Raw genomic sequence first — 26,532 nt, forward strand, 5'->3', positions numbered from 1 at the left:
TAGGAGGCTACAGATTAGATCGTAACCAGGCCGCGTACACCGTCGGCCTGCATATTTTCACCCCGGCCCTGCTGGATGATTTCCCCGCGGGACATCACCAGGTAGTGGTCCGCCAGTTCGGCGGCAAAATCATAGAACTGCTCCACCAGCAGGATCGCCATGTCGCCCCGGGCCGCCAGTTGGCGGATCACCGCGCCGATCTCCTTGATCACCGAGGGCTGGATGCCTTCGGTGGGTTCATCGAGGATCAGCAAGCGCGGGCGACTGGCCAGCGCCCGGCCGATGGCCAGTTGTTGCTGCTGGCCGCCGGAAAGATCGCCGCCCCGGCGTTGCTTCATCTGCTGCAGCACCGGGAACAGTTCGTAGATGAAGGCCGGCACCTCCCGGGCTTCATGCGCCGCGAAGCGCGACAGCCCCATCAGCAGGTTCTCCTCCACACTCAGGCGGGCGAAGATCTCCCGCCCCTGGGGCACGTAGGCGATGCCGGCATGGACCCGCTGGTGCGGCTTGTCGCCGGTGATGGTCCGGCCTTCCCAAGTAACCGCACCGTCCCTGGCCGGCAGCAGGCCCATCAGGCATTTGAGCAAGGTGGTCTTGCCCACCCCGTTGCGCCCGAGCAGGCAAGTGACTTCGCCGACCCTGGCCTCGAAGCTCAGCCCGCGCAGGATGTGGCTACCGCCGTAGTACTGGTGAAGCTTGTCGACTTGCAGCATGGAAGCCCTCCGGGCAGTAGCAAAACGGCAGATGCAAGCGGTTAGCTGCAAGCTGCAAGTAAGAGCGGGACGGTGTACGTTTTGGCTTTGGCTTTGGCTTTGGCTTTGGCTTTGGCTTTGGCTTTGGCTTTGGCTTCTTGCTTGAAGCTTGAAGCTTGAAGCTTGAAGCGTGCCTCTGGGCCTATCTCCCGAGGTAGACCTCGATCACCCGCTCATTTTCCTGCACCTGCTCCAGGGACCCCTCGGCCAGCACGCTGCCTTGGTGCAGCACGGTGACGTGATCGGCGATCGCGCCGACGAAGCCCATGTCGTGCTCCACCACCATCAGCGAGTGCTGGCCGGCCAGGCCCTTGAACAGCTCGGCGGTGAACTCGGTCTCGGCGTCGGTCATGCCCGCCACCGGTTCGTCGAGCAACAGCAGTCGAGGCTCCTGCACCAGCAACATGCCGATCTCCAGGAACTGCTTCTGGCCGTGGGACAGCAAGCCGGCCGGGCGCCGAGCCGAGCTGGCCAGGCGAATGGTGTCCAGCACCTGGGCGATGCGATCCTGCTGTTCGCTGCCCAGGCGCGCGCCGAGGCAGGCCCATACCGACTTGTCGGTGCGGTAGGCCAGTTCCAGGTTCTCGAACACGCTCAGGGCCTCGAACACCGTGGGCTTCTGGAATTTGCGGCCGATTCCGGCCTGGGCGATCTGCACCTCGCTCAAGCGGGTCAGGTCCAGGGTCTCGCCGAACCAGGCCTTGCCCCGGGTGGGGCGGGTCTTGCCGGTGATCACGTCCATCAGGGTGGTCTTGCCGGCGCCGTTGGGGCCGATGATGCAGCGCAGCTCGCCGACGCCGATGTAGAGGTTCAGGTCGTTGAGGGCCTTGAAGCCGTCGAAGCTGACGCTGATGTCCTCCAGGGTCAGGATGGTGCCATGGCGGGTGTCCAGGCCCTTGCCCGCGGCTTGGCCGAGGCCGATGGCATCGCGGCCGCTGCCGGCATCCTGGGCGCTGTCGAGGATGGGTTCGAGCATGTAGTCCACCGTTGCCGTGATTCTCATGATTCACCCCTGTGCTTGAACAGACCGATCACGCCCTTGGGCAGGTACAGGGTCACCACGATGAACAGCGCGCCCAGGAAGAACAGCCAGTATTCCGGGAAGGCCACGGTGAACCAGCTCTTCATGCCATTGACCAGGCTGGCGCCGAGCAGCGGACCGACCAGCGTGCCGCGTCCGCCCAGGGCGACCCAGACAGCGGCCTCGATGGAGTTGGTCGGGGACATTTCGCCGGGGTTGATGATGCCCACCTGGGGCACGTACAGGGCCCCGGCCAGGCCGCACAGCACCGCACTCAGGACCCAGACGAAGAGCTTGAAGCCGCGAGGATCGTAGCCGCAGAACATCAGGCGGTTCTCGGCATCGCGCAGCGCCGTCAATACTCGGCCGAACTTGCTTCGCGACAGGCGCCAGCCCAGGTACAGGCTGGCCACCAGCAACGCCAGCGTGGCCAGGAACAACGCCGCCCGGGTGCCGAGCTCGGTGATGCCGAAGCCCAGGATGCTGCGGAAGTTGGTAAAGCCGTTGTTGCCACCAAAACCGGTCTCGTTGCGAAAGAACAGCAGCATCGCGGCGAAGGTCAGGGCCTGGGTCATGATCGAGAAATACACGCCCTTGATTCGCGAGCGAAAGGCGAAGAAACCGAACGCCAGGGCCAAGAGCCCCGGCACCAGCACCACCAGGCACAAGGCCCAGAGGAAGTGCTCGGTGCCGGCCCAGTACCAGGGCAACTCGCTCCACGACAAGAACGTCATGAACGCTGGCAGGCCGTCGCCCGCGGCCTGGCGCATCAGGTACATGCCCATGGCGTAGCCCCCCAGGGCGAAGAACAAACCATGCCCCAGGGACAGTAGCCCGGCATAACCCCAGACCAGGTCCAGGGCCAGGGCGACCACGGCGTAGCAGAGGATCTTGCCCACCAGGGTCAGGGTATAGGTCGACACGTGCAGTGGATTGTCCGCCGGCAACAGCGCCAGCAGTGGCAGGGCCAGCAACACCAGGAGCAACAGGGCGCCGACGCTGATGGTGACCCTGGGCCCGGCCTTCTGGCTGGCGGTGATGAGCAGTGGCTGGTTCATCGCAGTGTGCTCGCGACGAAGGGTGCAGTGCACCGGGCGGCTGCCGCGATGGCGGTACGGGCGGTTTCGAGCGGGCTGCTGGCAAACATATTGGTGTTCCTTCTCGGGGCCGCCGCCAGCGAGGCGACGGCGCGTTCGTCAATGGGCGTGAGCATCTGCCGGCTAGTCGACCACCCGGCCTTTCAGGGCGAAGAGTCCTTGTGGGCGTTTCTGGATGAACAGGATGATCAACCCCAGGATCAGGATCTTGCCCAGCACGGCGCCGATCGCCGGCTCGAGGATCTTGTTGGCGATCCCCAGGCCGAAGGCCGCCAGGATGCTGCCGGCCAGCTGCCCGACGCCGCCTGCCACCACCACCAGGAACGAGTCGATGATGTAGCCCTGGCCCAGCTCCGGGCCGACGTTGCCGATCTGGCTCAGGGCCACGCCACCCAGGCCGGCGATGCCCGAGCCCAGGCCGAAGGCGAGCATGTCCACCCGGCCGGTGGGCACCCCGCAGCAGGCGGCCATGTTGCGGTTCTGGGTCACCGCGCGCACGTTCAGCCCCAGCCGGGTCCGGTTCAGCAGCAGCCAGGTCAGCAGCACCACGGCCAGGGCGAAGCCGATGATTGCCAGGCGGTTGTAGGGCAGCACCAGGTTGGGCAGTACCTGGATACCGCCGGAGAGCCAGGCCGGGTTCGCGACTTCGACGTTCTGCGCGCCAAACAGCAGGCGCACCAGCTGGATCAGGATCAGGCTGATGCCCCAGGTCGCCAGCAGGGTCTCCAGCGGGCGGCCATAGAGATGGCGGATCACGGTGCGCTCCAGGGCCATGCCGATGCCGGCGGTGACCAGGAACGCTACCGGCAGGGCCAGCAATGGGTAGTACTCCATGGCCTGGGGCAGGTAGCGCTGCAACAGCGATTGCACCACGTAGGTGGCGTAGGCGCCGAGCATCAGCATCTCGCCGTGGGCCATGTTGATCACCCCCAGGAGGCCGAAGGTGATCGCCAGGCCCAGGGCCGCCAGCAGCAGGATCGAACCCAGGGACAGGCCGCTGAAGGCCTGGCCGAGCACCTCGCCCACCAGCAACTTGCGCTTGACCTGGGCCAGGCTGGTTTGCGCGGCGGTGCGCACGCCGGCGTCGCTCTCCATTCCCGCTTCCAGCAGGCTTTCGAGTCGGGTGCGGGCCAGCGGCTCGCCGCTCTCGCCCAGCAGGCGTACCGCGGCCAGGCGCACAGACGGGTCGCTGTTCACCAGTTGCAGGTTGGCCAGGGCCAGGCTCAGGGCGTCGTGCACGCCTGGGTCCTGCTCGGCGGCCAGTCGTGTGTCGAGGAACTTCAACTGCGCCGGTTTGGCGCTCTTCTGCAGTTGCCGGGCGCCGTCCAGGCGGGAGCCGGGGTCAGCGGCCAGCAGTTGGTGGCTGGCCAGGGCGGTATCGATCAAGCCGCGCAGGCGGTTGTTCAAGCGCAGGGGCTTGGCCTGGCCGTCCAGTGTCAGTTGGCCTTGCTGCAGGCTGGCGAGCAGGGCGAGGCGCGCCGGATCGGGCTGGGCGGCCCAGGCTTCCAGCAGTTGTGCCTGTTGGTTGGAGTTGGCCGCGACAAAGTCTTCGGCGTCACCGGCATGGGCGGCGATTGGCAGCAACAGCATGCAAGCCAGGAGCAGGCGATAAAGCGACATGGTCACGTCCTTGGATACAACAGGGAACCTTGTAGGGGCAGGGGGCGCCTAGTCCTTGTCCGCGATAGCGGTGGGTCTGGTACACCGCCATCGCGGGCAAGTCGGATCGCCGCCCGCTCGCCCCTACAGAGGAATGGATACGCTGCTCAGTTGCTCTTCACCGCGTAGTCCGGCTTCTTGTCGTTGCCCGGGATGAAGGGGCTCCAGGGTTGGGCGCGGACCGGGCCTGCGGTCTGCCAGACCACGTTGAACTGACCGTCGGGCTGGATCTCGCCGATCATCACCGGCTTGTGCAGGTGGTGGTTGCTCGGGTCCATGGTCAGGGTGTAGCCCGAAGGCGCGGCGAAGGTCTGTCCGGCCAGGGCCTCGCGGACCTTGTCGACATCGGTGGACTTGGCCTTCTCCACGGCCTGGGCCCACATGTGGATGCCCACGTAGGTGGCTTCCATCGGATCGTTGGTCACCGCCTTGTCGGCCCCCGGCAGGTTCTTGGCCTTGGCGTAGGCCTTCCAGGCCGCGACGAACTTCTGGTTCACCGGGTTATCCACCGACTCGAAGTAGTTCCAGGCGGCGAGGTTGCCCACCAGTGGCCTGGTGTCGATGCCGCGCAGTTCTTCCTCGCCCACCGAGAAGGCCACCACCGGCACCTCGGTGGCCTTCAGGCCCTGGTTGGCCAACTCCTTGTAGAAGGGCACGTTGGAGTCGCCGTTGACCGTGGAGATCACCGCAGTCTTGCCGCCGGCGGCGAACTTCTTGATGCTGGCGACGATGGTCTGGTAGTCGCTGTGGCCGAACGGGGTGTAGACCTCCTCGATGTCCTTGTCGGCCACGCCCTTGGCGTGCAGGAACGAACGCAGGATCTTGTTGGTGGTGCGTGGGTAGACGTAGTCGGTGCCCAGCAGGAAGAAGCGCTTGGCGCTGCCGCCGTCTTCGCTCATCAGGTATTCCACCGCCGGGATCGCCTGCTGGTTCGGCGCCGCGCCGGTGTAGAACACGTTGGGCGACATTTCCTCGCCCTCGTATTGCACCGGGTAGAACAACAGGCCGTTGAGCTCCTCGAACACCGGCAGCACCGATTTGCGCGAGACCGAGGTCCAGCAGCCGAACACCACCGCCACCTTGTCCTGGCTCAGCAACTGCCGGCCCTTCTCGGCGAACAGCGGCCAATTGGAGGCCGGGTCCACCACCACCGCCTCCAGTTGCTTGCCGTTGACTCCGCCCTTGGCGTTGATCTCGTCGATGGTCATCAGGGCCATGTCCTTGAGCGAGGTCTCGGAGATCGCCATGGTGCCCGACAGCGAATGCAGGATGCCCACCTTGATGGTCTCGGCGGCCTGGGCGGTCCAGGTCAGGCCCAGGGTGGCAAGAGCGGTCGAGAGGGTGAAAGCCTTGAGCAAGCTACGACGCTTCATTGTGCGATCTCCGTGAACTCTTGGATTTTTAAAAGGCAGATGCGAACCAGTGAAGGGTGTTTTGCAAGGGCTGTGCCGGGTTGGCCAAGGGCCGCGAAACCCGCGATACGAGAGGGGAAGAGCGGTGGCTGGCGCACCATCGCAGGGCCGTGGGGAGTCTTTGGTGCGGGCGAATGCGCTTCGTTGGTGCTGGTGGCGACCGTGCGTGGTTTTCTTGCGTAGGTGTAGGAGCGAGGCTCTCAGCGTCGGCGCATCAGACCAATGAAGAACAAGCCGCCGATGGCTGCGGTGGCCACGCCGATGGGCAGGTCCTCGGGGGCGATCAGGGTTCGCGCGGCAACGTCCACCCACACCAGGAACAGGCTGCCCAGCAGCACGCAGGCCGGCAGCAATCGACGGTGTTCGGCACCCACCAAGCGCCGGGCGATGTGCGGCACCATCAGCCCGACGAAGCCGATGGAGCCGCTGATGGACACCAGCACGCCGGTCATCAGCGAGGCGATCAGGAATACCTTCAGGCGCACGTTGCGCGCGTTCAGGCCCAGGGTCACGGCGGTCTGCTCGCCGGCCATCAGGGCGTTCAATGGCCGGGCCATGCCCAGCAGCAACAGCAACCCGAGGAGCACGCTGATCGCGGGAATCGCCAGCAGCTCCCAGCGCGCCAGGCCCAGGCCGCCGAGCATCCAGAACATCACCGCCGAACTGGCCCGGTGGTCGCCCATGAACAGCAGCAGGTTGGCCACCGCCATCATCACGAACGACACCGCCACCCCGCACAGCAGCAGGCGGTCGCTGTCCAGGCGACCGCTGCGGGCGGCGATGCCCAGCACCAGGATCATGCTCGCCACGGCGCCGATGAAGGCGGCCAGGGGCAGGGTCAGCAGGCCGATGACCTGCCCCACGTGCAGGACCACGATCACCGCGCCCAGGGTGGCGCCGGAGGTGACGCCCAGCAGGTGCGGGTCGGCCAGCGGGTTGCGGGTCACCGCTTGCAGCACCGCGCCGATCAACGCCAGCCCGGCGCCCACCAGCGCTCCCAGGAGCATGCGCGGTACGCGGATCAGCCAGACGATATGTTCCTGGCCGGGACTCCAGTCCACCTCGCCCAGGCCCAGGGTCTTGTGCAGCAGGATCCGGCCCACCACGTCCACCGGCACCCGCGCCGGGCCGAAACCCAGGCACAGCACGCAAGAGACCAGGAGCAGGCCGGCGAGGGTCAAGAGCAGCCAGCTGTAGCGACGTGTAGTCATTCGCCGTGGAAACCCTTGGCCAGGGCTTCTACCGCCAGCACGTTGTCGATGCCGGGAGTGGCCTGCACATAGGGAATGACGATGAAGCGCTGGTTCTTGATGGCGTCGACGCCTTGCAGCGCCGGGTTGTCCAGCAGGAACTGCTGCTTCTGCTCGGCGGTGACCTCGCTGTAGTCGACGATGACGATCACTTGCGGGTTGCGCTCCACCACGGTCTCCCAGTTGACCCGGGTCCAGCTGGCCTCGACGTCGTCGAGGATGTTGCGCCCGCCGGCGGCGTCGATCAGCGCCTGGGGCATGCCCAGGCGGCCGGAGGTCATGGCCCGGTCTTCGCCGCTGTCGTAGAGGAATACCCGGGGTTTATCCGTGGGCAGGTCCTGTTGCACCTGGGCCACCTGCTCCTGCATCTGGGCGATCAGCGCATTGGCGCGATCCTGCACGTCGAAGATCCGGCCGAGGTTGCGCAGGTCGTTGTAGGTATCGTCGAGGCTGGCGGCCGGGCGCTTCATCACGAACGCGCAGGACTCGGTCAGCTCATAGACATTGATGCCCAGGGGCGCCAGGGTCTGCGGGGTCAGGTCGCCGCCCACGCGCATGCCGTAGTCCCAGCCGGCGAACAGGAAGTCGACGTTGGCATTGAGCAGGGTCTCCACCGACGGGTACTTGGCCGCCAGCTCCGGCAGGCCGTCCAGCAGGGCGCTCATCTGCGGAGTCACGGCCTTCCAGCCGCTGATTCCGCTGTAGCCCACCATGCGCGATTTGAGCCCCAGGGCGAGCATCATCTGGGTCATGTTGATGTCGTGGCTCAGGGCATGCCTGGGCGCTTGCTTGAAGGTCACTTCGCGGTTGCAGCTGGTGATGGTCAATGGGTAGCGGGTGGCCTCGGCGAAGGCCTGGGCGGCCCCCAGTGACAGGGCCAGGAGCAGGCTGGAGCGAAGCAGGGAGCGCAAGGTCATGGTTGGGTGATCCAGGTGATTCGTGGGTAGCCGGACAGGGGGTGGGCATCGATCAGCGCCTCGACGCCGAAGACGTTGCGCAGCAACTCGACGGTGAGCACTTCGCTGGGAGTGCCGCTGGCGACGATGCGTCCGTGGTCGAGGACGTACAACCGGTCGCAGAAGGCCGCGGCCAGGTTCAGGTCGTGGATGCTGGCCAGGGCGCCGATGCCCAGGCGCTTGACCCGTTGCAGCAGTTCCAGCTGGTAGCGCGGGTCGAGGTGGTTGGTCGGCTCGTCGAGAATCAGCAACTGCGGTTGCTGGGCCAGGGCCCGGGCCAGGATCACCCGTTGTTTTTCCCCGCCCGACAGGGTCGCGAAGGCATGCTCCTCGAAGCCCAGCAGGCCCACGGATTCCAGGGCTTCGCGGGCGATGGCATGGTCGTGCCGGGTGTCGCCGTCGAACAGGCCCTTGTGCGGGGTGCGGCCCATGGCGACCACTTCCTGCACGGTGAGGCCGAAGGCATCGGGAAACTCCTGGAGCACCACGGCGATGCGTTGTGCGCACCAGCGTGGCGACTGCTTCCAGACATTCTGGTGGGCCAGTTGCACCTCGCCCTGCTGCGGCTTGCTGAAGCGATAGGCGCAGCGCAGCAGGCTGGTCTTGCCGCTGCCATTGGGCCCGATCAGGCCGACGAACTCCCCGGCCTGCACGTGCAGGTTGGCCTCACGCAGTTGGAACTGGTGGTGGCAGTGGCCCTGGCCCAGGGGGCTCCAGGCCAGGTCGAGGAGGTTCAGCGAGGTCATGCCTTGTCCGTGTGGTTGCCGGTGGTCCGGCAAGGGTTCAGAAGCGATAGTCGGCGGTGACGAAGAACGAGCGCGGCTCGCCGAGTATCCATTGCTGGCCGTCATTGTATTGGCTTTGGGCGTACTGGCGGTCGAACAGATTGTTCAATTGCAGGCCCAGGGTGGTATTGCGCAAGGCTTGCCACGAGATGTTGGCGTCCACCACGGTGTAGCTGGGCAGCTGGTTGCGGTTGGCCATGTCGGCGTAGCGCGCATCCACGTAGCGCACCCCGGCACCTGCCTGCAGGTCGTCGTTGATGGTCTTGCTCAGCCACAGGTTGGCGGTGCGCCGTGGCACGTCCACCGGGCGCTTGCCATCGCGAGAGACTGGCTGGTTATCCACAATCTGGGTGAAGTCATCGTACTGGGCACGAACGATGGCGGCATTGGCCTGCAGTTGCCAGGCGTGGGGCAGCTGCAGGTCCAGGCTGGCCTCCAGGCCATTGGAGGATTGCTGGCCTACTTGATCCTTGCGGGGCGCAACCCCGGGAACTTGAGGCACATCTATCAGCAGCTTCTTCTTGACGATGTGGTAGGCCGCCAGGGTCCATTCGCCGCGCTGGTCCCAGAACGCCTGCTTGAGACCGACCTCGGTCTGCTTGGCGGTGGACAGGTCGAATTGCTGCTGATCCGGACTCAGGGAAATCAATCCGCCGACACCATCGGTGCTGGTGGAGTATTGGCCGTACAGGGAGGTGTCCGGGGTGACGGCGAACACCAGGCCGGCCTTCCAGTTGTTGCCGGTCAGGGTCTTGTCGCTCTGGCTGCCGTCCTTCAAGTCATCGCGATCGATATGCGCATAGTCACGGCGCATACCGGTCACCAGGGACCAGCGCTCGCTGAGTTGCAGGCGGTTTTCGGCGAAGACCGACATCTGCCTGGTGGTGGTCTTGAACTGATCGCGGTAGGGGCTGTTGCTGATGAACTCGCCTTTGGCTGGGTGGTACAGGTCGATGGGGTCACCATGGGTGGTGACGTCATCGAAGGGCGAGTTGCTCTTCATATGGAAGCGGATGCGGTTGTAGTCCATCCCGACCAGGGTCTGGCTGTCGAGGCCGAACAGCGAGTGCTTGAGGGTGAAGGTCTGGCGATCGCCCACCTGTTCCTGCTGGTGGCCGATACCGAAGTAGCCGCTGCGGCTCAGTTGCCGGTCCGTCGTGCTCCAGTTGTAGTTCTCGGCGTTCTGCCAGCGGCGCTGGGCCTTGAGGTAGTACAGCTCGTTGCTGGCGCTGAGGTTATCGGAAATCTGCCACTCGCTGGTCAGGCGAGTCCACTGGTCGTTGTAGTGCTGCTTGTCGTTGCTGACGTTGTAGTTCTTGTCCCGCAGGCGCTTGTGCAAGCGCCCGTCGATCAGCGGCGTGCCGAAGTAGTTCATCGGGTTCTGGTCGCCGTAGTCGTGGGCCAGGGTGAAGGCCAGGTCATCGCGGGCCTGCCAGCGCAGGGCGGCGCTGACGAAATCCCCCGAGGAATCGCCACGGTCGACCCAGCCGTTGCTGCGTTCGCGATTGAGGTTGAGCCGGTAGCTCAGGCTGTCGCTCAGCGAACCGCCACTGTCCAGGGCCTGTTGCTGGCGATCGAAGGAGCCGTAGCCCAGGCGCAGGTGGTTCTCGATCTCGCCACTGAAGGGCTTCTTGGGGATGGTGTTGATCACCGCGCCAGTGGCGCCTTCGCCGTACAGCACCGAGGCCGGGCCGCGCAGTACGTCGACCCGTTCCACGGCCCAGCTGTTCACCGGAAAGGTCACGGTGCCCATGCCGGTATACATGCGGTTGCCATCGTAGAGTTGCATCACCGAACTCTGCCCGGTGAAGCCCCGGGCCGACAACGAGGTGCCGCCGTCCCCGGGGGTGCCGGTGCGGCTGATGCCGGCGCTGCGCGATACCGCGTCCTGGATGCTGCGATCGCCCCGGGCGCGGATGCGCTCGCCACTCAGGCTGTCGGTGCTGGCCGGGGTTTCCAGGGCGCTCAGGCCCAGGCGTGAACCGGCGGTGGTCGGGGTCTTCAGGCTGACGCTGTCGTTGCTGTCGTTGGCTGCGGCAGAGATGGTGCCGGTGGGTAGGGTCAGGGCGGCATCGTCGGCCTGGGACAGGGACGGCAGGGCGAGCAGGCAGAGACTGGACAGCAGGTACTTGTTCATCGGGGCGGTGAATCGCTTCTTCGAGAGGGTTGCCCGCAGTGGGGCTGCGGGCAAGGAGCTTACATCAAGTGTTATAAAGTAACACTATGTCTGTGCGCGGCTAAAGCGCGGGGATTGTACAGAGCCCTCTGCAATGCGCATCTCGGCTGATTCATGTGGAAGATGAGGCAGATTCAGGATCGCGGTTCCAGCGCGAGATCACCAGGCGATCCAGCAGCCATACCACCACCAGCGAGGCGCCTACCAGGGGAAAGGTCACGGCCAGCAGGGCGATCACCAGCATCGCGGTTTTCCAGCGTGGCAGATCGTGACGCAGCGGCGGCACCCCGAGACGGCCGGCAGGGCGACGCTGCCACCACATGACGATGCCGCTCACCGCACCCAGAAGGATCATCAGGCACACCACCAGCACCACCAGCTGGTTGAAGCGGCCGAACATCTTGCCCTCATGCAACATCACGCCCAGCTCGGTGGCCCGGGCCACATTGCTGTAGTGCTGCCAGCGCACATCGGCCAGGACCTTGCCGGTGTACTGGTCGACATGCAGGGTGGCGTCGTTGCGCGGGTCGTCGGCGAACAGGGCGATGGTGAACACCCCGGTGGCACTGCTGGGCAGGGTGATGCTGTAGCCGGGCTCGACCTGGCGCTGGCGAGCGATGTCCTGAACCTGTTGCAGGCTGATGGCCGGCGCTGCCGGGGCCGCTGCGGCCATGGCATGGCCCATGTGCTCGGCATGGTCGCCGGACATCGGCATCGGTGTGTTCTCCAGGGCCCAGGGCACGGTCTGGCGGGTGGCGCTGTTGAGCTCGCCGGCCTGCTGATTGGAGGTCGGTACGTCGTTCCACATGGCCACCGGGAAGCGGTTCCACAGGTCGGCGTACTGCCTGCCCCAGAAGCCGGTCCAGCTCATGCCGCTGAGCAGCATCAACAGCAGGAAGGCCGCGCCCCAGAACCCCAGCACGCCATGCAGGTCGCGCCAGAACAGCCGGCCCCGGGCATTCAGGCGCGGCCATAGCACGCCTGCCGAAGACTTGCCCCGTGGCCACCACAGGTACAGGCCCGAGACCACCAGGACGATGCCCCAGCTGGCCGCTAGCTCCACCAGCCGGTCGCCGACGGTGCCGATCATCAGCTCACCGTGAATGGCCCGGGCCACCGCTTGCAGGTTGCGTTTGGCATCCTGCTCGCCGAGCACGTCGCCATGGTAGGGATCGATGAAGACGTTGAGTTCCTGGTCTTTGTGCTGCACCACGAACTGGGCGCTGCGCCCGGCATCCACAGGTGGTAGGTACTGCTTGATATGGCCCTGGGGATAGGCCGCCTGGACCCGTTGCAGCAGCTCGTCGGCCGCCAGGCTGTGCTGCCCGGCGGGGACCTTGAGCAAGCTGGGGTACATCAGTGGGTCGAGTTGCGGTTTGAACAGGTAGACGATGCCGGTCAGGGCCAGCATCACCATGAAAGGGGCGACGAACAGCCCGGCGTAGAAATGCCAGCGCCAGGCCAAGTTGTAGAAAGACACTTTGGGTCGGTTCATCGTGAAGCGCTCCGCAAGGCTGTGGATCTGTCGTTATGGGTGGCACCTGCAACCACTGCTGAAGGCTCTGCGGGCCTTGTCGCAGCCTCGCCAGCTCGGCAGCGGCTACAGGTGCCTGGTGTAGCCGCTGCCGCAGGCTACGTAGGGTCGCGCAGCCGCTGCAACGGTTCGTCAGAAGCTCAGGTCGACCTTGGTCCAGAAGGTGCGGCCGGGTTCCTTGATGGCTTGTGGATCAGTGGCCGGGTAGCCGAAGCCGGCGTTGCCCGCCAGGTTCAGGTGCTCGGCGTAGGCCTTGCCGAACAGGTTGTCGACCCCGGTGCTGAGCTTGAGGTTCTTGTTGATGCGGTAGGCGCCGTTGAGGGAGAACACGCCGAAGCCGCCGCTCTTGCCGAAGTCCTTGCCGACCACGTTGCCCTTGTTCAGGTCGACGCGGTTCTGCGCCGCCACCACTCGCCACAAGGCGCCGGCACTCCAGTCGTCCTCGCTGTAGGTCAGGCCGAAGCGCGCATCCAGCGGTGGCATCTGTGGCAGGGCCTTGCCATCGCTGCTGTTCTTGCCCCAGGCGTAGGCCAGGGTGGCATCGGCCTTCCAGTTGGAGGTCAGCTTGTAGGCCGCGCCCAGTTCGCCGCCCATGATCCGGGCGTCGATGTTTTGCGCTTGCGAGCTGCCGCTGCGGTAGTCGAACAAGATGTAGTCACGCACCTGGCCGATGTAGCCCGAGGCCCAGGCTTCCAGGTCGGCGCCCTGGTATTGCAGGCCGAAGTCGAGCTGGGTGGTCTTTTCCGGCTTGATCGAGTCGAAGGCGTTCAACGAGCCGGCCGGACCCATCTTCGGCGAGAACAGCTCCCAGTAGTCGGGGAAGCGCTGGGCGTGGCCGAGACCGGCATACAAGGTGGTCGGGCTGTCGGCCAGGTCATGCTCGTAACGCACGAAACCGCTGGGCAGGGTGTCGGCACGGGTGTCGCCGGCGGTGGGGTTGGGGCGGCTCATCATTCCCGACTTGATGCTCTGCCGATAGTCCTTGGCCGAGGCTCGATCGAGGCGGGCGCCGGTGATCAGCCGGTCGCGCTCGGCGGCGTACCAGGTCAGCTCGCCGAAGGCGCCATAGTTGTGGAAGTCGGCGTCCTTGGTCCAGGGCTGGCCCTTGTGCGCATCCACGCCCATGCCGCCGCGCTGGCGATGTTCGTTGGTCTGGGCATCGATGCCGCCGATCAACTGCACATCGGCCCAGCGCCAGGTGGCCTTGATCCGTGCGCCCAGGGTGCGGCGGTCGACGTTGCTGACCATGGGCTTGCCCATCATGCCGCTGCCCGACGGGGTGCGCAGGCTGTAGTTGTCCATCACGTGGTCGGCGTAGTTGTAATAGACCTGGGCCTCGACCTTGTCCAGGACCTCGCCGATGTTGGATTTCTCGAACCGCAGGCCCAGGCTCTCGCGCTTGAACTGCGAGCCATCCATGCCGCGACCGGCGTAGCGGGCCTCGCCGTCGCCCTTGCCAGCAGTCAGCTCCAGCAGGGTGTCGGCGTCCGGGGTCCAGCCCAGGGCGACATCGCCGTTCCACTTGTCGTAGCGCGAGGCCACGGTGTCGTTGTTGCCGTCCTTGTAGTCGTCGGAGTGGGCGGTGTTGCCGATCACCCGGACATAACCCAGGGGGCCGCCAGCGGCTGCGTCCAGGGTCTTGTCGAAGCGGCCGTTGGAGCCGGCCAGCAGGCTGGCGTTGACCCGGGTGCCGAGTTCGCCGAAGTGCTCGGGCTCACGGTCGAAGAGCACGGTGCCAGCGGAGGCGCCGGGGCCCCAGAGTACGGTTTGCGGGCCCTTGATCACCGTCAGCCGGTCGTAGGTTTCCGGGGAGATGTAGGAGGTCGGGGCGTCCATGCGGCCAGGGCAAGCGCCGAGCATCATGCTGCCGTTGGTGAGGATGTTCAGGCGCGAGCCGAACATGCCGCGCAGCACCGGGTCGCCGTTGGTGCCGCCGTTGCGCACCAGGGCGAAGCCGGGAATGGTCTTGAGGTAGTCGCCGCCATCGCTGGCCGGTACCGGTTGGCGTGGGTCCTTGGGGTTGGTGACCACGGTCAGGGGCGAGCTGGGGGCGATGGCGGTGATCACCGTCGGGCTCAGCTCGGTACTGTGATGGGCGTGTTCGGCCGAAGCTTCGTCGGCCATGGCCAGGGGCGTCAGCAGGGCACCACACAGCACAGCCAGGGCACGGTTGAAGTGCTGGCGCGACGGGTTCAGGGCAAAGGGCTTGGTTGGCTGGGCAACGCCCAGGCGAGAGTCAGCAGAAAACATAATGGTTCCATCGATCGGTCTTGAATGACACGGCCGCGAGCGCACGCCTGTCGTGCTGACAGCCGGCCGTGTGGAGTGAGCAGGTGACTCAGGCGTCGATCGGCGGAGCGCGGGTCAGCGCGCCGGGGAACACGGTCTGCCGGGCGTGGCCCAGGCGCGTGGCGGGGATCAGGAAATGCTGGGCCAGCGGTGCATCGAGCTGGGCGAATGACAGCCCCGATGGCAGTGCAGGGCAGTTGAACAGCAGGCTGCAATAACCGCATTTCTCCCAGAGCACATGTTGCTCGCCTTGGGATTTTGCAGGGTGCGAAGCGTGTGGGTTATCGCCGTGGCAGCCGGACACGCCGCTGCCCATGTCCATGGATACGGACATGTTCATCGGCATCGCGTGATCCATCGGCATCGACTGGGAAATCAGCGGACCGATGAAGATCATCAGCATGGCGAACAGACTGATCCAGCTGCCGCGCCGCACCCCTATGGAGGTACGGCGTGCTGCGGACCGCCTGCGGCCAGGCGCGAGCGGGGCGTTCACGGATGGGACCGGCGGTCAGTGCTTAGTGAGCGTGCTGATGCTCTTGCGCTGCGCCGGGTGCCTGCTTCTGCACGGCGACCTCGACGGTGACGTCGCCGGCCTTCTCGAAGTGCAGGGTCAGCGGGAAGCGCTTGCCATCGCTGAGCAGGCTGCGGTCCTTGAGCTCCATGAGCATCACGTGATAGCTCATGGGCGCGAATCGCACTTCGCCACCGGCGGGCACGACCACCTTGGCCACCTGCTGCATCTTCATCATGTCGCCCTGCATCACATGCTCATGCAGTTCGGCGCGACCGGCGATCGGCGTCTCGACGCTGAGCAGGGTGTCGGCGTTCTTGCCCGGGTTGTGCAGCACGAAGTAGGCGGCGACGGTCGGCGCGTTCGGCGGCAGTTCCTGGGACCAGGGATGGTCGATCTGCAATTGGCCGGCCTTGTATTCATGGGCGCTGGCGAAGCTGGCAGGCAACAGCAGGGCGGCCAGCAGCAGGGTGTGCTTGACCAGGGAAGACTTGAGCATGGTGGTTCTCCAGAACGATTCAAAAACGCAGGTCACTTGCGAAAGGGAATCATGCCAGAGGCGGTGCACCGGGATTCAGGCTGGGCCATTGCTGGCGCGGGGTGAGTTGCTCGAGCGGCGGTTGCGGGGCGCCCGGCTGGGCGATGAAGCGGGTGAAGTACAGCTGCGGCGCATGGCCAGGCAGGGCCACCAAGGGCGCCGAGCCGGAGCAGCACCAGCAATGCTGCATGTTCGAGTGATCGTCGTTCTGCGGGGCTTTTTGTTCGAGCTTGCCCAGGGAGATGGCGATCATCTTGGTGCCGCTGGAGGAACAGAAACTGCCCCATAGCAGTTGTTCGTCCAGCCCTTGGTCGCTGCTTTGCATGGCCCCGGAAAGCGGCATGGCAAGCATGTTGAACAGCACTGCGAAGCAGGCGATCCAGGCAAATGCGAGCCGTTGTCGGGACATGGTGACGATCCGTCGGTTGAGCGATCAGGCGGGTATTTAGCCTGATCGCTGTGGATAAGTAAAAAAACACCGTGTGCGGTGTGGTGTCGCAGTGCTGGCTCAGGCCGGGCTGACCTGGAGCTTGAGTCCCAGCGCCTTCATCACCTTGATGATAGTCGCGAACTCGGGATTGCCCTGGCTGCCCAGCGCCTTGTACAGGCTTTCGCGGCCCAGGCCGGTGTCCCGGGCTACCTGGGTCATGCCACGGGCGCGGGCGATGTCGTTGAGGGCGGCGCGGATCAGCACGCCATCACCGGCATCTTCCTCGAAGCAGGCATCGAGGTAGGCCACCATGTCTTGCGGGGTCTTGAGGTAGTCGGCCGCATCGAAGCGGGTCACTGGGGTGCGCATGTTTCAGTCCTCGTTCTTGAGGTCGTGAGCCAGTTGCCGGGCTCGTTGGATGTCGCGACTCCGGGGGCTCTTGTCACCACCGATCAACAGCAGGTAGATCCGTTCGCCTCGCCGTGAAAAGTACACCCGGTAGCCGGGCCCGCGGTGGATACGCATCTCATGGACTCCACCTCCTATTGATACACAGTCGCCGAACCGCCCTAGCAGGCCGTTGAAAAACTACCTGCGTTGCCATCGCGGCGTTAAAAACAGGCTGGTGCGCCAGCCCGGTCAAAATGCTCATTTACCACTCGTAAACTGCGCTTTTTCGCCTGTTTTTGCCGTGCGCTGGCTGCCTCGCCTACATTTTTCAATGGCCTGCTAGTTGCGCTGCCCTGATCCGGGCCAGTACGCGGGTCTTCCCCTGAGGGTCCTTGAGGCGAGTGAGCCAGTGGCTGAACTCCTGGGTTTGCTCGAAGATGAACATGGCGGCTGTATTCCTTGGGATACGTCTCTGGCAACTCATTTGCCAGATGAAAGGCAACGCTGCGACGACCGGGCGTGCAGCCGGTCGTTGCAGAGCTCCTAAGGAAGTTAAGGTCGGAGACTGGCGGGCACAGCCAGGGAGTTCCCAGGTTGAGGTGAGGCGCGGCGCGTTTTGCTGTCAGGCGCTGGACAGCCGCTCGAGGGCGGCCAGGAGTTGGGGCACTTCGGTAAAACAGCGATCGACCTCGGGCAGTTCGGGGCGCTTGAGTATCAATACTGGTACTCCCCGTTCGCGGGCCACTTCCAGCTTGGGTTCGGTGGCGCTGCTGCCGCTGTTCTTGCTGATCAGCACATCGATGCGCCGGCGCGTGAACAGTTCGCGCTCGTCGTCGATCTGGAACGGGCCGCGGGCGCCGATCACTTCGCAGCGCTCGTTGCCCGGGCAGGCTTGCAGGGCGCGCAGGGTCCAGAACTGGCCGGCGGGAATCTCCTCCAGATGCTGCAAGGGTTCACGACCCAGGGTGAACAGTGGTCGCTGGAAAGGTTCGAGGGCTTGCATCAGTTGCGGCCAGTCGGCCACCTCGCGCCAGTCGTCCCCGGGCTGCGCTTGCCAGGCCGGGCGGCGCAGGGCCCAGCAGGGAATGCCGGCGAGCCGGGCGGCGGCCTGGGCATTGGCGCTGATCTGCGCGGCATAAGGATGGGTAGCATCCAGTAGCAGAGTGATGTTCTCGGCGCGAATGAACTGCGCCAGGCCCTCGGCTCCGCCATACCCACCGACCCGCACCTGGCAGGCCAGGTCCGTGGGCACCCGGCCGATGCCGGCCAGGCTGTAGACATGTTCAGGCCCCAGGGAGCGGGCGATGGCCAGGGCCTCGGTGACCCCACCCAGCAGCAGGATACGGCTCATGACTGGGCTCCGGCATGGCCGACGATGCCGCCCTGGCGGTCGATGGCGAAGACTTCCACCTGGACTTGGGCCGGCACCACGCTGCGGGCGAAGTCCAGGGCGTGGCGGCACACCGCATCGCCCAGGGCGACTCCGGCGGCACTGGCCATGGCCAGTGCCTGCTGGCTGGTATTGGCCTGGCGGATGGCCTCTTGCAGCGGTTGGTCGGCACCGATTTCGGCGGCCCATTGCGCCAGCTGCGGCAGGTCGATGCTGGAGTGGCGGCTGTGCAGGTCCATGTGCCCGGCGGCCAGCTTGCTGATCTTGCCGAAGCCGCCGCACAGGCTGAGTTTATCCACAGGGGCCTTGCGCAAGTGCTTGAGTACCGCGCCGACGAAGTCGCCCATTTCGATCAGAGCGATTTCCGGCAGGCCGTAGACCCGGCGCATGGTGTCTTCGCTGGCGTTGCCGGTGCAGGCGGCGACGTGCTGGTAGCCGTTGCTCCTGGCGACATCGATGCCCTGGTGGATCGAGGCGATATAGGCCGCGCAGGAAAACGGCCGGACGATGCCACTGGTGCCCAGGATCGACAGCCCGCCGAGAATCCCCAGGCGCGGGTTCATGGTCTTCTGCGCCAGGGCCTCGCCGCCCTCGACGTTCACCGTGACTTCGAAGCCACCGTTGTAGGCCTGTTCCTCGGCCAGGCGTTGCAGGTGCTCGCCGATCATCCGCCGTGGCACCGGGTTGATCGCCGGCTCGCCCACCGCCAGGACCAGCCCGGGGCGGGTCACGGTACCGACCCCGGCCCCAGCCACGAAGCGAATGCCTGGCTCATGGGTCAGGCGTACCTGGGAGTAGAGCAGGGCGCCATGGGTCACGTCCGGGTCGTCGCCGGCATCCTTGATGGTCCCGGCCTCGGCACCGTCGCTGGTGCGCCGGCAGAACTCCAGGCGCATCCGCACCTCTTTGCCCTTGGGCAGGACGATATCCACCGCATCGGCCTCGACGTTGCCCAGCAGCAGGCGGGCGGCCGCGAGGCTGGTAGCGGTGGCGCAACTGCCGGTGGTCAGGCCGCTGCGCAGCGCAGCGGGCTGTTCGGCGGTTTCCTCACGCATGGGGCGCGTCCCCGGATGGCGTGCAGGCTGGGTCCTGGGGTTTGTGCAGTTCCAGCAGGGTGATGGGCAAAGCCTGGCGCCAGGTGTCGAACTCGCCCAGCGGCTGGGCCTGGGCCACATGGATGCGAGTCAGTTCGCCGCCGTGACGCTGGCGCCAGTCCATCAGGGTCATCTCGCTTTGCAGGGTCACCGCATTGGCCACCAGGCGGCCGCCGGGCTTGAGCCGTTCCCAGCAGGTGGCGAGCACACCGTCGCGGGTCACGCCGCCGCCGATGAAGATCGCGTCCGGGCGCTCCAGGCCAGCCAGGGCCTGGGGCGCGCTGCCACGGATCAGTTGCAACCCGGGGACGCCCAGGGTGTCGCGGTTGTGTTCGATCAGTTGCTGGCGACCCGCGTCGGCCTCGATGGCCAGGGCGCGGCAACTGGGGTGGGCGCGCATCCACTCGATGCCGATCGAGCCGCTGCCGGCACCGACATCCCACAGCAGCTCGCCGGGCATCGGGGCCAGGCGGGCCAGGGTCATGGCGCGTACGTCGCGCTTGGTCAACTGGCCGTCATGGGCAAAGGCCGAGTCCGGCAGGCCGGCCAGGCGCGACAGGCGTGGCGCGTCGAGGCTGGCACGGCAGTCGATGGCCAGCAGGTTGAGGTCGGCGATGGCCGGGTCTTGCCAGTCGTCGGCGGTGCCGTCGATACGCCGCTCCAACGGGCCGCCCAGGTGTTCCAGGGCGCTGATCCGGCTCGGGCCGAAGCCGCGCTCGCGCAGCAGGCCGGCCACCGCCGCCGGGCTGTGGCGGTCATTGCTCAGCACCAGCAGGCGCAGGCCGTTGGCCAAATGGGCGTTGAGTGCGGCCAATGGCCGCGCCACCAGCGACAGGCTGACCACTTCCTGCAGGGGCCAGCCCAGGCGCGCGGCGGCCAGGGCGCAGGAGGAGGGCGCGGGTAAGATCAGCAGTTCCTCGGCGGGCAGTTGCCGCGCCAGGCTGGCGCCGACGCCGAAGAACATCGGGTCGCCGCTGGCCAGCACGCACACCGCGGTACCACGCTGGGCGAGTACCGGCTCCAGGGAAAACGGGCTGGGCCACAGCTGGCGTTCGCCACGGATGCAGGCCGGCAGCAGCTCCAGCTGACGTTGCCCGCCGACGATCCGCGAAGCGCCCAGCAGGGCATGGCGGGCATTGCGACCCAGGCCCTTGAAGCCGTCTTCACCGATTCCCACTACTGTCAGCCAGGGCGACATGGATATTCCTCGAACACAAAAGCCAGGGTTCCGACAGGCAGGCTTTTCATGCCTTCGGACAAAGCAGGCATAATACCGCGCCTTCGCCCGCGAAGCGTTTTTCCCACACTGCCGGTCACTCCTTTGAACCCACGTCCGCTGTCCACTGCCATCCGCCCCTCGGCCTGTCCGGGGTTGTTGCGTATCGTCCCGGCCCTGGACGGCGGTATCTGCCGGATCAAGCTGGCCGGCGGGGTCATCAGCGCGGCCCAGGCCGTGGCCGTGGCCGAGGCGGCGCAGGTGTTCGCCGGCGGGGTGATCGAGGCCACCAACCGCGCCAACCTGCAGATCCGTGGCATCGGCGGCGAGCACCAGGCACTGATCGCCAAGCTGCTGGAGGCAGGCCTGGGGCCGGCCACGGCGGCCGGTGACGATGTACGCAACCTGATGCTCAGCCCCAGCGCCGGTATCGACCGCCAGTACCTGGTCGATACCCGGCCCCTGGCGGCGCAGATCCTGCACACCCTGCAAGGTCATCCACGGTTCCACGAACTGTCGCCCAAGTTCGCCGTGCAACTGGACGGTGGCGAGGCCCTGGCCATGCTCCAGCATCACCACGATTTGTGGCTGGCGGCTTGCGAGCGCGAGGGCCAGCGGTTGCTGGCCTTCGGCCTGGCCGGTTGCCCGGTGGATGCGCCGTTGGCGGCGGTGCCGCTGGAGCAGGGCCATGACCTGCTGGTGGCGGTGCTGGAGGCGTTCCTCGACCTGGCGAGCCCCGAGCAGACCCGTATGCGGCACTTGCTGGCCCAGGTGCCGGTGGCGGAATTTCTGCTCCAGGTGCAACAGCGCCTGGGCGGCCCGCTGCTGAGCGTCGATGGCTGGCGCCGGCCGGCGGCCGTCGAGGGCTTGCACCTGGGAACTTATCCACAGGCCGTGGCCGGGCGGGTCTATGTCGGTGCGGTCGCGCCCCTGGGGCGGCTCGACCCGGGCATGCTCAAGGGGGCCGCGCAACTGGCCCTGCGCTATGGCGACGCCAGCCTGCGCCTGACGCCCTGGCAGAGCCTGCTGCTGCCCGACATTGCCGTGGCGGATGCCCCGGCGGTCACCGCTGGCCTGGCCGAGCTGGGTTTGCTTTGCCGTCCCGAGCAGGCCCTGGCCCACCTGATTGCCTGCACCGGCTCCAGCGGTTGCGCCAAGGCCCAGGCCGATACCAAGGGCGATGCGCTGCGCCTGGCAGCCCTGTTGCAGGCCCAGGGGCAGCAGGCGGCGGTACACCTTTCTGGCTGCCTGCGCACTTGCGCTGCGGCCCATGTGGCGCCCACCACCCTGCTGGCGGTGGCCCCGGGACGCTACGACTTGTATGTGCGCGACGCCACGCAGCCGGGGTTCGGCAGGCTGCGGGCGCGCAACCTTTCTATAGAAGCGGCACAAGCGCTGCTTGATGTCCGCCAACGGAGCCACCTTGATGATTGATTACATCCGCGACGGTCAGGAGATCTATCGCAACTCCTTCGCGATCATCCGCGAAGAAGCCAAGCTAGAACGCATTCCGGCCGACCTGGAAAAACTCGCGGTACGGGTGATCCACGCCTGCGGCATGGTCGAGGCCATCGATGGCCTGCAGTTTTCTGAAGGCGCCGGCAAGGCCGGGCGCGAGGCCCTGGCTGCTGGGGCACCGATCCTCTGCGATGCGCGGATGGTGTCCGAGGGCATCACCCGGGCACGGCTGCCGGCCAACAACCAGGTGATCTGCACCCTGCGTGACGATAGCGTGCCGCAGCTGGCCCGCGAGCTGGGCAACACCCGTTCGGCGGTGGCCCTGGAACTGTGGCGGCCCTACCTGGAAGGCAGCGTGGTGGTGATCGGCAATGCCCCCACCGCGCTGTTCTACCTGTTGGAAATGCTCGACGCCGGCGCACCTAAGCCAGCGCTGATCCTTGGCTTCCCGGTGGGTTTCGTCGGCGCTGCCGAATCCAAGGCGATGCTGGCCGCCGACAGCCGTGGCGTGCCGTTCGTGATCATGCAAGGCCGCCTGGGCGGCAGTGCCATGGCCGCCGCCGCCGTCAACGCCCTGGCCACGGAGATCGAATGATGCAGCAACCTGGACGTTTGATCGGCCTCGGCGTGGGCCCTGGTGATCCGGAACTGATTACCCTCAAGGCCCTGCGCCTGCTGCGCGAGTCGCCGGTGGTGGCCTACTTCGTCGCCAAGGGGAAAAAGGGCAATGCCTTCGGCATCATCGAGGCGCACCTGCAGGAGGCGCAGACCCTGCTGCCGCTGGTCTACCCGGTGACCACCGAAGCGCTGCCGGCACCGCTGTCCTATGAGCAGGTGATCAGCGATTTCTACGATGAAGCCAGCGTGCAAGTGGCCGAGCACCTGGATGCCGGCCGCGATGTGGCGGTGATCTGCGAGGGCGACCCGTTCTTCTACGGTTCCTACATGTACCTGCACGACCGCCTGGCCGAGCGCTACCAGGCCGAAGTGGTGCCGGGAGTCTGCTCGATGCTCGGCGGCGCCTCGGTGCTGGGTGCGCCGCTGGTGTATCGCAACCAGAGCCTGTCGGTGCTGTCCGGTGTGTTGCCCCATGAGGAGCTCAAGCGCCGTCTGGCCGATGCCGACGCGGCAGTGGTGATGAAGCTGGGGCGCAATTTCCCCAAGGTCCGCCAGGTCCTGGATGAGCTGGGGCTGGCGCAGCGGGCGCTGTATGTCGAGCGCGCGACCATGGCCAACCAGAAGATCGTGCCCCTGGACGAGGTGGAGCCGATGTCGTCGCCGTACTTCTCGTTGATCATCGTTCCCGGACAAAGGTGGCAAGGCTGATGGCCCGTTCGATTCCGGCCATCGTCATCCTTGGCCAAGGCAGCCTCGATACCGCGCGGCGGATCCAGCGCCTGTACCCCGACGCGCTGATCTACGGCCTGGCCGAGCGCACCACGGGCGCCGACCGCAGTTACCAGGAGTTCGGCGCGACCCTGCGTCAGCTCTATCAACAAGACACGCCGATCATCGCCCTGTGCGCCGCCGGCATCGTGATCCGCACCCTGGCGCCGCTGCTGCTGGAGAAGGGCGCCGAGCCGCCGGTACTGGCGGTGGCCGAGGACGGTAGCGCGGTGGTGCCATTGCTGGGCGGCCTGGGTGGGGTCAACGTCATGGCTCGCAAGATCGCTGCCGGCCTGGGCGTGGCGGCGGCCATCACCACCAGCGGTGAGCTGCGCTTCGGCACTTGCCTGCTCAACCCGCCCAGCGGTTATGCCCTGGGCGACCTGGAGCTGGGCAAGCGCTTTGTCTCCGATTTACTGGGTGGCGAGAGCGTGCGCATCGAAGGCGCCGCGCCCTGGCTGGCCGAAGCCCGCTTGCCGGAAGATCGCGAAGCCCGGTTGACCATCCGGGTCGGTTCCGCCGAGCGTGAGCCCGCGCCCAACGAACTGCTGATCTACCCGCGCAGTGTCCTTATCGCACTCACTTGCAGGAACGAGCTTGCTCGCGATAGCGGCCTCGAATTGGCCGAGCATCTGCGGGCCGCTCTGCACCAGGCCGGGATCGCTCGCCAGTCCGTCGCTTGCCTGCTGGCCGCCGACAGTGAAATGGCCAGTCTGGCCTTGCGTGACGCCGCCGCCGAGCTGGGCGTGCCGCTGCGTTTTGCTCCGGCGGCCAGCAGTGTGGCCGAGCTGGCGCAACAAGCGGTGCCGCAATTGCTGCCGCCCCTCAGTGTGGGCGAGGACATCGCCATCGCCGTGACCAGCGAACCCCTGGACCCGCAGCGGATCGGCCAGCCCCGTGGTCGCCTGGCCGTGATCGGCCTGGGGCCGGGCGCCGCCGAACTGATGGTGCCGGCGGTCAAGGCCGAGCTGGCCCGGGCCCAGGACATCCTCGGCTACGAAACCTATGTGCGCATGGCGGGCCCGTTCCGCGCCGACCAGATCATGCACTGCACCGACAACCGCGAGGAAATGCAGCGCGCCCGCCACGCCTTCGAGCTGGCGGCCCAAGGCCGTTCGGTGGTGGTGGTGTCGTCCGGCGATCCGGGCGTGTTCGCCATGGCCTCGGCGGTGCTCGAAGCCCTGCACGAATCCAGCGACCCGGCCTGGCACAACGTCGACCTGGAGATCCTGCCCGGGGTGTCGGCCTCCCTGGCCACCGCCGCCCAGGCGGGCGCGCCACTGGGCCATGACTTCTGCGTGCTGTCGCTGTCGGACAACCTCAAGCCCTGGGACATCATCGAGAAGCGCCTGGACCTCGCCTCCCAGGCCGACCTGGTGCTGGCCTTTTACAACCCCATCTCCCGTTCCCGCCCGTGGCAATTGGGCCGGGCCCTGGAGATCGTGCGCCAGCACCGCACAGCGCAAACCCCGGTGGTATTGGGGCGCGACATCGGTCGCCCGGGCCAGACCCTGCGCGTCACCAACCTGGGCGAGTTGACCCCGGAGCAGGTGGACATGCGCACCATGGTGCTGGTGGGCTCCTCCACCACCTGCACCTTTGCCAAGGCGGATGGCGGCGAGTGGGTCTACACGCCGCGTTGGTACTAGAGGGGCAGCGGCAAGCTTCGAGCTTTGAGCGGCAAGCTGAAAACTTGCAGCTTGTCGCTTGGAGCTTGTCGCTTAGGGCTGCAAGTACCAGGTGATGAATTCGAAGAAACCGGTCCATCTGGCGGCAATGCGGCCAGCGGTGAAGGCTTCCCGGTCGCCCAGGTCGAAATCCCAGACGCCGCCGCTGTCCTTGTCCAGCAAGTAGCCGCCTTCGCCTTGCAATGAGGTGAAGGCGATGAAGTTCTGCGGCAGCTCCCATACTTCATGAATGAACTCGGTACCTACAAGGATCTCCTCGCTGGGTTCGGCGATATTCATCAGCACTTCGTAGCTCGCCCGGCTTGCGAAGTCGGCGGGGTGGTAGGCCAGATAGATCTGTGCGAACTCGCTGTCCAGGGCAATGCCCAGTGTTGCCAGCGCCCGGGTGACCCCGGCGGTGTCTGGGCGTGGGCGGAAGCTGGGCTGGGCTTCGATCAGGGCGCCCAACTGCGGGGGAATCATGGGTGGTCCTTGATGATAGGTGGCCATTTGTCCAGGGGCAGGCTGCCCTGGATCTGGGCAAAGTGTTCCCGGGCCTGGGCCAGGGTCTTGTGGTTGGGGCCGCTCAGCACATCCAGTGCCTGGCAGCCGTCGTCTTCCCAGTGGCACAGGCCGCAGATCTCGTATTCGCCATGGGCGCCGAGGGTCAGGTAGCCACAGCAAGGGCAGGCCAACAGGGTTTCCACCGGGCCCTCGACCGGCTGGCGCGGGTAGCCGGCCTCGGCCAGGCAGCGGCTCAGGTAGGGGTTGCTGACGCCATGGTAGGTGGCGCGCAGGCTGACCAGGATCAGCGCATCGTAACGCGCAGGCTCGGCGTTTTCCGGCGGTTCCCGAGTCTGCATTTCCTCCCCCAGGCTGGCTGAGAGGGTGGCGAATTCCGGAGCTTCGGGGGCCAGGGTCCAGACGTTCAGCAGGTGATCGGCGCGTTCCTGCGCCGAGAGTGCGAGCAGGCGGTGCCGGCTCAAGCGGTCGATGGCTGCAGGGCGCGTCAGTGGCTTCATGGGGCTGCGCTCGGCAAGGGAATCAGCACGCCGGCCAGACCAGGGTCAGCTGATCCGGTCGCTCGATGGGGATGCAAACGCTGACCCCGCTGGTGGATTGGGCCTCTATATGCCGGTCGCGGATTCGCACCTGGGCGAAGGGGTTGGTTTCCCGGAGCACCAGCAGCCAGATCAGGCGCTGCGAGTCTTTCTCCTGCAGCGCCAGGAAGCCATCGCCGCCGTGGGCCGCGCATTCGCCACCCAGGGCTTGCCAGGGCTCCGGGCCGGGGGCCGAACAGCCCAGGGTCGCCAGGCCTTCGCAGGCTTCTGCCGGTCGGTGGTCCAGGGCCGGGAGCCACACCTTGTCCTGCAGGCGGCTTGCCCCGTGGGGCAACTCGAACAGGCAGTAGAAACCATTGCCCAGGATCAGGGTGTTTTCCCGCGGGTAGGCTTCGTCCAGCCATTGCTGCTGGATAAAGGCCAGGTCGGCGTTGTAGGGCATGGGCATTCCGTTGCG

25 protein-coding genes and 1 pseudogene are annotated in these 26,532 nt (G+C 66.2%); 4 read left to right on the top strand and 22 right to left on the bottom strand.

Annotation, left to right across the window (positions count from 1 at the left end; translation table 11 throughout):
* Positions 1 to 14 precede the first annotated feature (14 nt).
* The 19 genes and pseudogenes from urtE to C4K40_RS03240 all read right to left on the bottom strand — a co-directional run bounded on the left by urtE (position 15) and on the right by C4K40_RS03240 (position 20,485).
* On the bottom strand, positions 15 to 713 hold the full coding sequence (gene urtE, locus C4K40_RS03145; RefSeq protein ID WP_022642028.1) for an urea ABC transporter ATP-binding subunit UrtE: 699 nt from the start codon (positions 711 to 713) through the stop codon (positions 15 to 17).
* A 181-nt stretch (positions 714 to 894) separates the two neighbouring features.
* Entirely contained in the window at positions 895 to 1,755 is an 861-nt protein-coding gene (gene urtD / locus C4K40_RS03150; protein WP_053132290.1) for an urea ABC transporter ATP-binding protein UrtD, read from the bottom strand.
* Positions 1,752 to 2,831: an urea ABC transporter permease subunit UrtC gene (urtC, locus tag C4K40_RS03155; protein ID WP_053132287.1), complete on the bottom strand. Its 1,080-nt coding sequence runs from the start codon at positions 2,829 to 2,831 to the stop codon at positions 1,752 to 1,754. The genes urtD and urtC overlap by 4 nt, the downstream gene beginning before the upstream one ends.
* A 162-nt stretch (positions 2,832 to 2,993) precedes the next feature.
* Positions 2,994 to 4,490 carry an urea ABC transporter permease subunit UrtB gene (gene urtB, locus C4K40_RS03160; RefSeq protein WP_053132284.1) on the bottom strand — a complete coding sequence of 499 codons (1,497 nt, stop codon included), beginning with the start codon at positions 4,488 to 4,490 and terminating at the stop codon, positions 2,994 to 2,996.
* 146 nt (positions 4,491 to 4,636) lie between these two features.
* On the bottom strand, positions 4,637 to 5,902 hold the full coding sequence (urtA, locus tag C4K40_RS03165; protein WP_022642032.1) for an urea ABC transporter substrate-binding protein: 1,266 nt from the start codon (positions 5,900 to 5,902) through the stop codon (positions 4,637 to 4,639).
* A gap of 239 nt (positions 5,903 to 6,141) precedes the next feature.
* Positions 6,142 to 7,152 carry an iron ABC transporter permease gene (locus C4K40_RS03170; RefSeq protein ID WP_053132282.1) on the bottom strand — a complete coding sequence of 337 codons (1,011 nt, stop codon included), beginning with the start codon at positions 7,150 to 7,152 and terminating at the stop codon, positions 6,142 to 6,144.
* Entirely contained in the window at positions 7,149 to 8,108 is a 960-nt protein-coding gene (locus C4K40_RS03175) for an ABC transporter substrate-binding protein (protein ID WP_053132280.1), read from the bottom strand. The genes C4K40_RS03170 and C4K40_RS03175 overlap by 4 nt, the downstream gene beginning before the upstream one ends.
* Positions 8,105 to 8,893: an ABC transporter ATP-binding protein gene (locus C4K40_RS03180; protein WP_053132278.1), complete on the bottom strand. Its 789-nt coding sequence runs from the start codon at positions 8,891 to 8,893 to the stop codon at positions 8,105 to 8,107. Before C4K40_RS03180 ends, C4K40_RS03175 begins: the two co-directional genes overlap by 4 nt.
* A gap of 37 nt (positions 8,894 to 8,930) precedes the next feature.
* Positions 8,931 to 11,069 (bottom strand): TonB-dependent siderophore receptor, encoded by a 2,139-nt coding sequence (locus C4K40_RS03185; RefSeq protein WP_053132276.1) that lies wholly within the window; start codon positions 11,067 to 11,069, stop codon positions 8,931 to 8,933.
* 151 nt (positions 11,070 to 11,220) lie between these two features.
* Positions 11,221 to 12,603, bottom strand: a complete 1,383-nt coding sequence (locus tag C4K40_RS03190) for a PepSY domain-containing protein (RefSeq protein ID WP_053132273.1) — start codon at positions 12,601 to 12,603, stop codon at positions 11,221 to 11,223.
* A 171-nt stretch (positions 12,604 to 12,774) separates the two neighbouring features.
* Entirely contained in the window at positions 12,775 to 14,892 is a 2,118-nt protein-coding gene (locus C4K40_RS03195) for a TonB-dependent copper receptor (RefSeq protein ID WP_053132271.1), read from the bottom strand.
* Between the two features lie 88 nt (positions 14,893 to 14,980).
* Positions 14,981 to 15,334: a DUF2946 domain-containing protein gene (locus C4K40_RS03200; RefSeq protein ID WP_053132933.1), complete on the bottom strand. Its 354-nt coding sequence runs from the start codon at positions 15,332 to 15,334 to the stop codon at positions 14,981 to 14,983.
* Positions 15,335 to 15,449: 115 nt separating this feature from the next.
* Positions 15,450 to 15,944: a copper chaperone PCu(A)C gene (locus tag C4K40_RS03205; protein ID WP_053132269.1), complete on the bottom strand. Its 495-nt coding sequence runs from the start codon at positions 15,942 to 15,944 to the stop codon at positions 15,450 to 15,452.
* 49 nt (positions 15,945 to 15,993) lie between these two features.
* Positions 15,994 to 16,392, bottom strand: a complete 399-nt coding sequence (locus C4K40_RS03210; RefSeq protein ID WP_053132267.1) for a DUF2946 domain-containing protein — start codon at positions 16,390 to 16,392, stop codon at positions 15,994 to 15,996.
* A gap of 99 nt (positions 16,393 to 16,491) precedes the next feature.
* Complete coding sequence (locus C4K40_RS03215) at positions 16,492 to 16,782, bottom strand: addiction module antidote protein (protein WP_022642042.1); 291 nt, start codon at positions 16,780 to 16,782, stop codon at positions 16,492 to 16,494.
* A 3-nt stretch (positions 16,783 to 16,785) separates the two neighbouring features.
* Positions 16,786 to 16,986: pseudogene (locus C4K40_RS03220) on the bottom strand (type II toxin-antitoxin system RelE/ParE family toxin); the annotation flags it as partial.
* A 439-nt stretch (positions 16,987 to 17,425) separates the two neighbouring features.
* The gene (locus C4K40_RS03230) at positions 17,426 to 18,154 is read right to left on the bottom strand and encodes a cobalt-precorrin-6A reductase (RefSeq protein WP_053132265.1); all 729 of its coding nucleotides are present in this window, start codon (positions 18,152 to 18,154) and stop codon (positions 17,426 to 17,428) included.
* Positions 18,151 to 19,248 carry a cobalt-precorrin-5B (C(1))-methyltransferase gene (locus C4K40_RS03235; protein WP_053132262.1) on the bottom strand — a complete coding sequence of 366 codons (1,098 nt, stop codon included), beginning with the start codon at positions 19,246 to 19,248 and terminating at the stop codon, positions 18,151 to 18,153. Before C4K40_RS03235 ends, C4K40_RS03230 begins: the two co-directional genes overlap by 4 nt.
* Positions 19,241 to 20,485 (bottom strand): bifunctional cobalt-precorrin-7 (C(5))-methyltransferase/cobalt-precorrin-6B (C(15))-methyltransferase, encoded by a 1,245-nt coding sequence (locus tag C4K40_RS03240; protein ID WP_053132259.1) that lies wholly within the window; start codon positions 20,483 to 20,485, stop codon positions 19,241 to 19,243. Before C4K40_RS03240 ends, C4K40_RS03235 begins: the two co-directional genes overlap by 8 nt.
* A 48-nt stretch (positions 20,486 to 20,533) precedes the next feature.
* Here C4K40_RS03240 and cobG point away from each other — a divergent pair, with 48 nt between their 5' ends.
* Genes cobG through cobJ form a run of 4 tightly spaced genes read left to right on the top strand, consistent with a single transcriptional unit; the run spans position 20,534 to position 24,996 of the window.
* Complete coding sequence (gene cobG / locus C4K40_RS03245) at positions 20,534 to 21,937, top strand: precorrin-3B synthase (protein WP_083456915.1); 1,404 nt, start codon at positions 20,534 to 20,536, stop codon at positions 21,935 to 21,937.
* On the top strand, positions 21,930 to 22,556 hold the full coding sequence (locus C4K40_RS03250; protein WP_053132257.1) for a precorrin-8X methylmutase: 627 nt from the start codon (positions 21,930 to 21,932) through the stop codon (positions 22,554 to 22,556). The genes cobG and C4K40_RS03250 overlap by 8 nt, the downstream gene beginning before the upstream one ends.
* Complete coding sequence (locus tag C4K40_RS03255; RefSeq protein ID WP_031320795.1) at positions 22,556 to 23,287, top strand: precorrin-2 C(20)-methyltransferase; 732 nt, start codon at positions 22,556 to 22,558, stop codon at positions 23,285 to 23,287. Before C4K40_RS03250 ends, C4K40_RS03255 begins: the two co-directional genes overlap by 1 nt.
* Positions 23,287 to 24,996 (top strand): precorrin-3B C(17)-methyltransferase, encoded by a 1,710-nt coding sequence (gene cobJ, locus C4K40_RS03260; protein WP_053132255.1) that lies wholly within the window; start codon positions 23,287 to 23,289, stop codon positions 24,994 to 24,996. The genes C4K40_RS03255 and cobJ overlap by 1 nt, the downstream gene beginning before the upstream one ends.
* 72 nt (positions 24,997 to 25,068) lie before the next feature.
* On the opposite strand, the gene C4K40_RS03265 is transcribed toward cobJ, so the two are convergent.
* Genes C4K40_RS03265 through C4K40_RS03275 form a run of 3 tightly spaced genes read right to left on the bottom strand, consistent with a single transcriptional unit; the run spans position 25,069 to position 26,517 of the window.
* Positions 25,069 to 25,497: an SMI1/KNR4 family protein gene (locus C4K40_RS03265; protein ID WP_053132253.1), complete on the bottom strand. Its 429-nt coding sequence runs from the start codon at positions 25,495 to 25,497 to the stop codon at positions 25,069 to 25,071.
* On the bottom strand, positions 25,494 to 26,036 hold the full coding sequence (locus C4K40_RS03270; RefSeq protein ID WP_053132252.1) for a CPCC family cysteine-rich protein: 543 nt from the start codon (positions 26,034 to 26,036) through the stop codon (positions 25,494 to 25,496). Before C4K40_RS03270 ends, C4K40_RS03265 begins: the two co-directional genes overlap by 4 nt.
* A gap of 22 nt (positions 26,037 to 26,058) precedes the next feature.
* Complete coding sequence (locus C4K40_RS03275) at positions 26,059 to 26,517, bottom strand: hypothetical protein (RefSeq protein ID WP_053132250.1); 459 nt, start codon at positions 26,515 to 26,517, stop codon at positions 26,059 to 26,061.
* Between the last annotated feature and the right edge of the window lie 15 nt (positions 26,518 to 26,532).

The sequence above is a fragment of the Pseudomonas sp. CMR5c genome, from assembly GCF_003850545.1.
Lineage (GTDB): Bacteria > Pseudomonadota > Gammaproteobacteria > Pseudomonadales > Pseudomonadaceae > Aquipseudomonas > Aquipseudomonas piscis.

Coding starts and splice junctions, on each gene's coding strand:
- C4K40_RS03170 (WP_053132282.1), bottom strand. CDS start 7,152: ATGACTACACGTCGCTACAGCTGGCTGCTCTTGACCCTCGCCGGCCTG.
- C4K40_RS03200 (WP_053132933.1), bottom strand. CDS start 15,334: ATGCTGATGATCTTCATCGGTCCGCTGATTTCCCAGTCGATGCCGATG.
- C4K40_RS03215 (WP_022642042.1), bottom strand. CDS start 16,782: ATGCGCACCCCAGTGACCCGCTTCGATGCGGCCGACTACCTCAAGACC.
- C4K40_RS03230 (WP_053132265.1), bottom strand. CDS start 18,154: ATGAGCCGTATCCTGCTGCTGGGTGGGGTCACCGAGGCCCTGGCCATC.
- C4K40_RS03180 (WP_053132278.1), bottom strand. CDS start 8,893: ATGACCTCGCTGAACCTCCTCGACCTGGCCTGGAGCCCCCTGGGCCAG.
- C4K40_RS03175 (WP_053132280.1), bottom strand. CDS start 8,108: ATGACCTTGCGCTCCCTGCTTCGCTCCAGCCTGCTCCTGGCCCTGTCA.
- urtE (WP_022642028.1), bottom strand. CDS start 713: ATGCTGCAAGTCGACAAGCTTCACCAGTACTACGGCGGTAGCCACATC.
- C4K40_RS03190 (WP_053132273.1), bottom strand. CDS start 12,603: ATGAACCGACCCAAAGTGTCTTTCTACAACTTGGCCTGGCGCTGGCAT.
- C4K40_RS03235 (WP_053132262.1), bottom strand. CDS start 19,248: ATGCGTGAGGAAACCGCCGAACAGCCCGCTGCGCTGCGCAGCGGCCTG.
- urtB (WP_053132284.1), bottom strand. CDS start 4,490: ATGTCGCTTTATCGCCTGCTCCTGGCTTGCATGCTGTTGCTGCCAATC.
- C4K40_RS03270 (WP_053132252.1), bottom strand. CDS start 26,036: ATGAAGCCACTGACGCGCCCTGCAGCCATCGACCGCTTGAGCCGGCAC.
- urtC (WP_053132287.1), bottom strand. CDS start 2,831: ATGAACCAGCCACTGCTCATCACCGCCAGCCAGAAGGCCGGGCCCAGG.
- C4K40_RS03255 (WP_031320795.1), top strand. CDS start 22,556: ATGCAGCAACCTGGACGTTTGATCGGCCTCGGCGTGGGCCCTGGTGAT.
- C4K40_RS03240 (WP_053132259.1), bottom strand. CDS start 20,485: ATGTCGCCCTGGCTGACAGTAGTGGGAATCGGTGAAGACGGCTTCAAG.
- C4K40_RS03210 (WP_053132267.1), bottom strand. CDS start 16,392: ATGTCCCGACAACGGCTCGCATTTGCCTGGATCGCCTGCTTCGCAGTG.
- C4K40_RS03265 (WP_053132253.1), bottom strand. CDS start 25,497: ATGATTCCCCCGCAGTTGGGCGCCCTGATCGAAGCCCAGCCCAGCTTC.
- C4K40_RS03250 (WP_053132257.1), top strand. CDS start 21,930: ATGATTGATTACATCCGCGACGGTCAGGAGATCTATCGCAACTCCTTC.
- C4K40_RS03185 (WP_053132276.1), bottom strand. CDS start 11,069: ATGAACAAGTACCTGCTGTCCAGTCTCTGCCTGCTCGCCCTGCCGTCC.
- C4K40_RS03275 (WP_053132250.1), bottom strand. CDS start 26,517: ATGCCCTACAACGCCGACCTGGCCTTTATCCAGCAGCAATGGCTGGAC.
- C4K40_RS03195 (WP_053132271.1), bottom strand. CDS start 14,892: ATGTTTTCTGCTGACTCTCGCCTGGGCGTTGCCCAGCCAACCAAGCCC.
- cobJ (WP_053132255.1), top strand. CDS start 23,287: ATGGCCCGTTCGATTCCGGCCATCGTCATCCTTGGCCAAGGCAGCCTC.
- C4K40_RS03205 (WP_053132269.1), bottom strand. CDS start 15,944: ATGCTCAAGTCTTCCCTGGTCAAGCACACCCTGCTGCTGGCCGCCCTG.
- urtA (WP_022642032.1), bottom strand. CDS start 5,902: ATGAAGCGTCGTAGCTTGCTCAAGGCTTTCACCCTCTCGACCGCTCTT.
- cobG (WP_083456915.1), top strand. CDS start 20,534: ATGCCTTCGGACAAAGCAGGCATAATACCGCGCCTTCGCCCGCGAAGC.
- urtD (WP_053132290.1), bottom strand. CDS start 1,755: ATGAGAATCACGGCAACGGTGGACTACATGCTCGAACCCATCCTCGAC.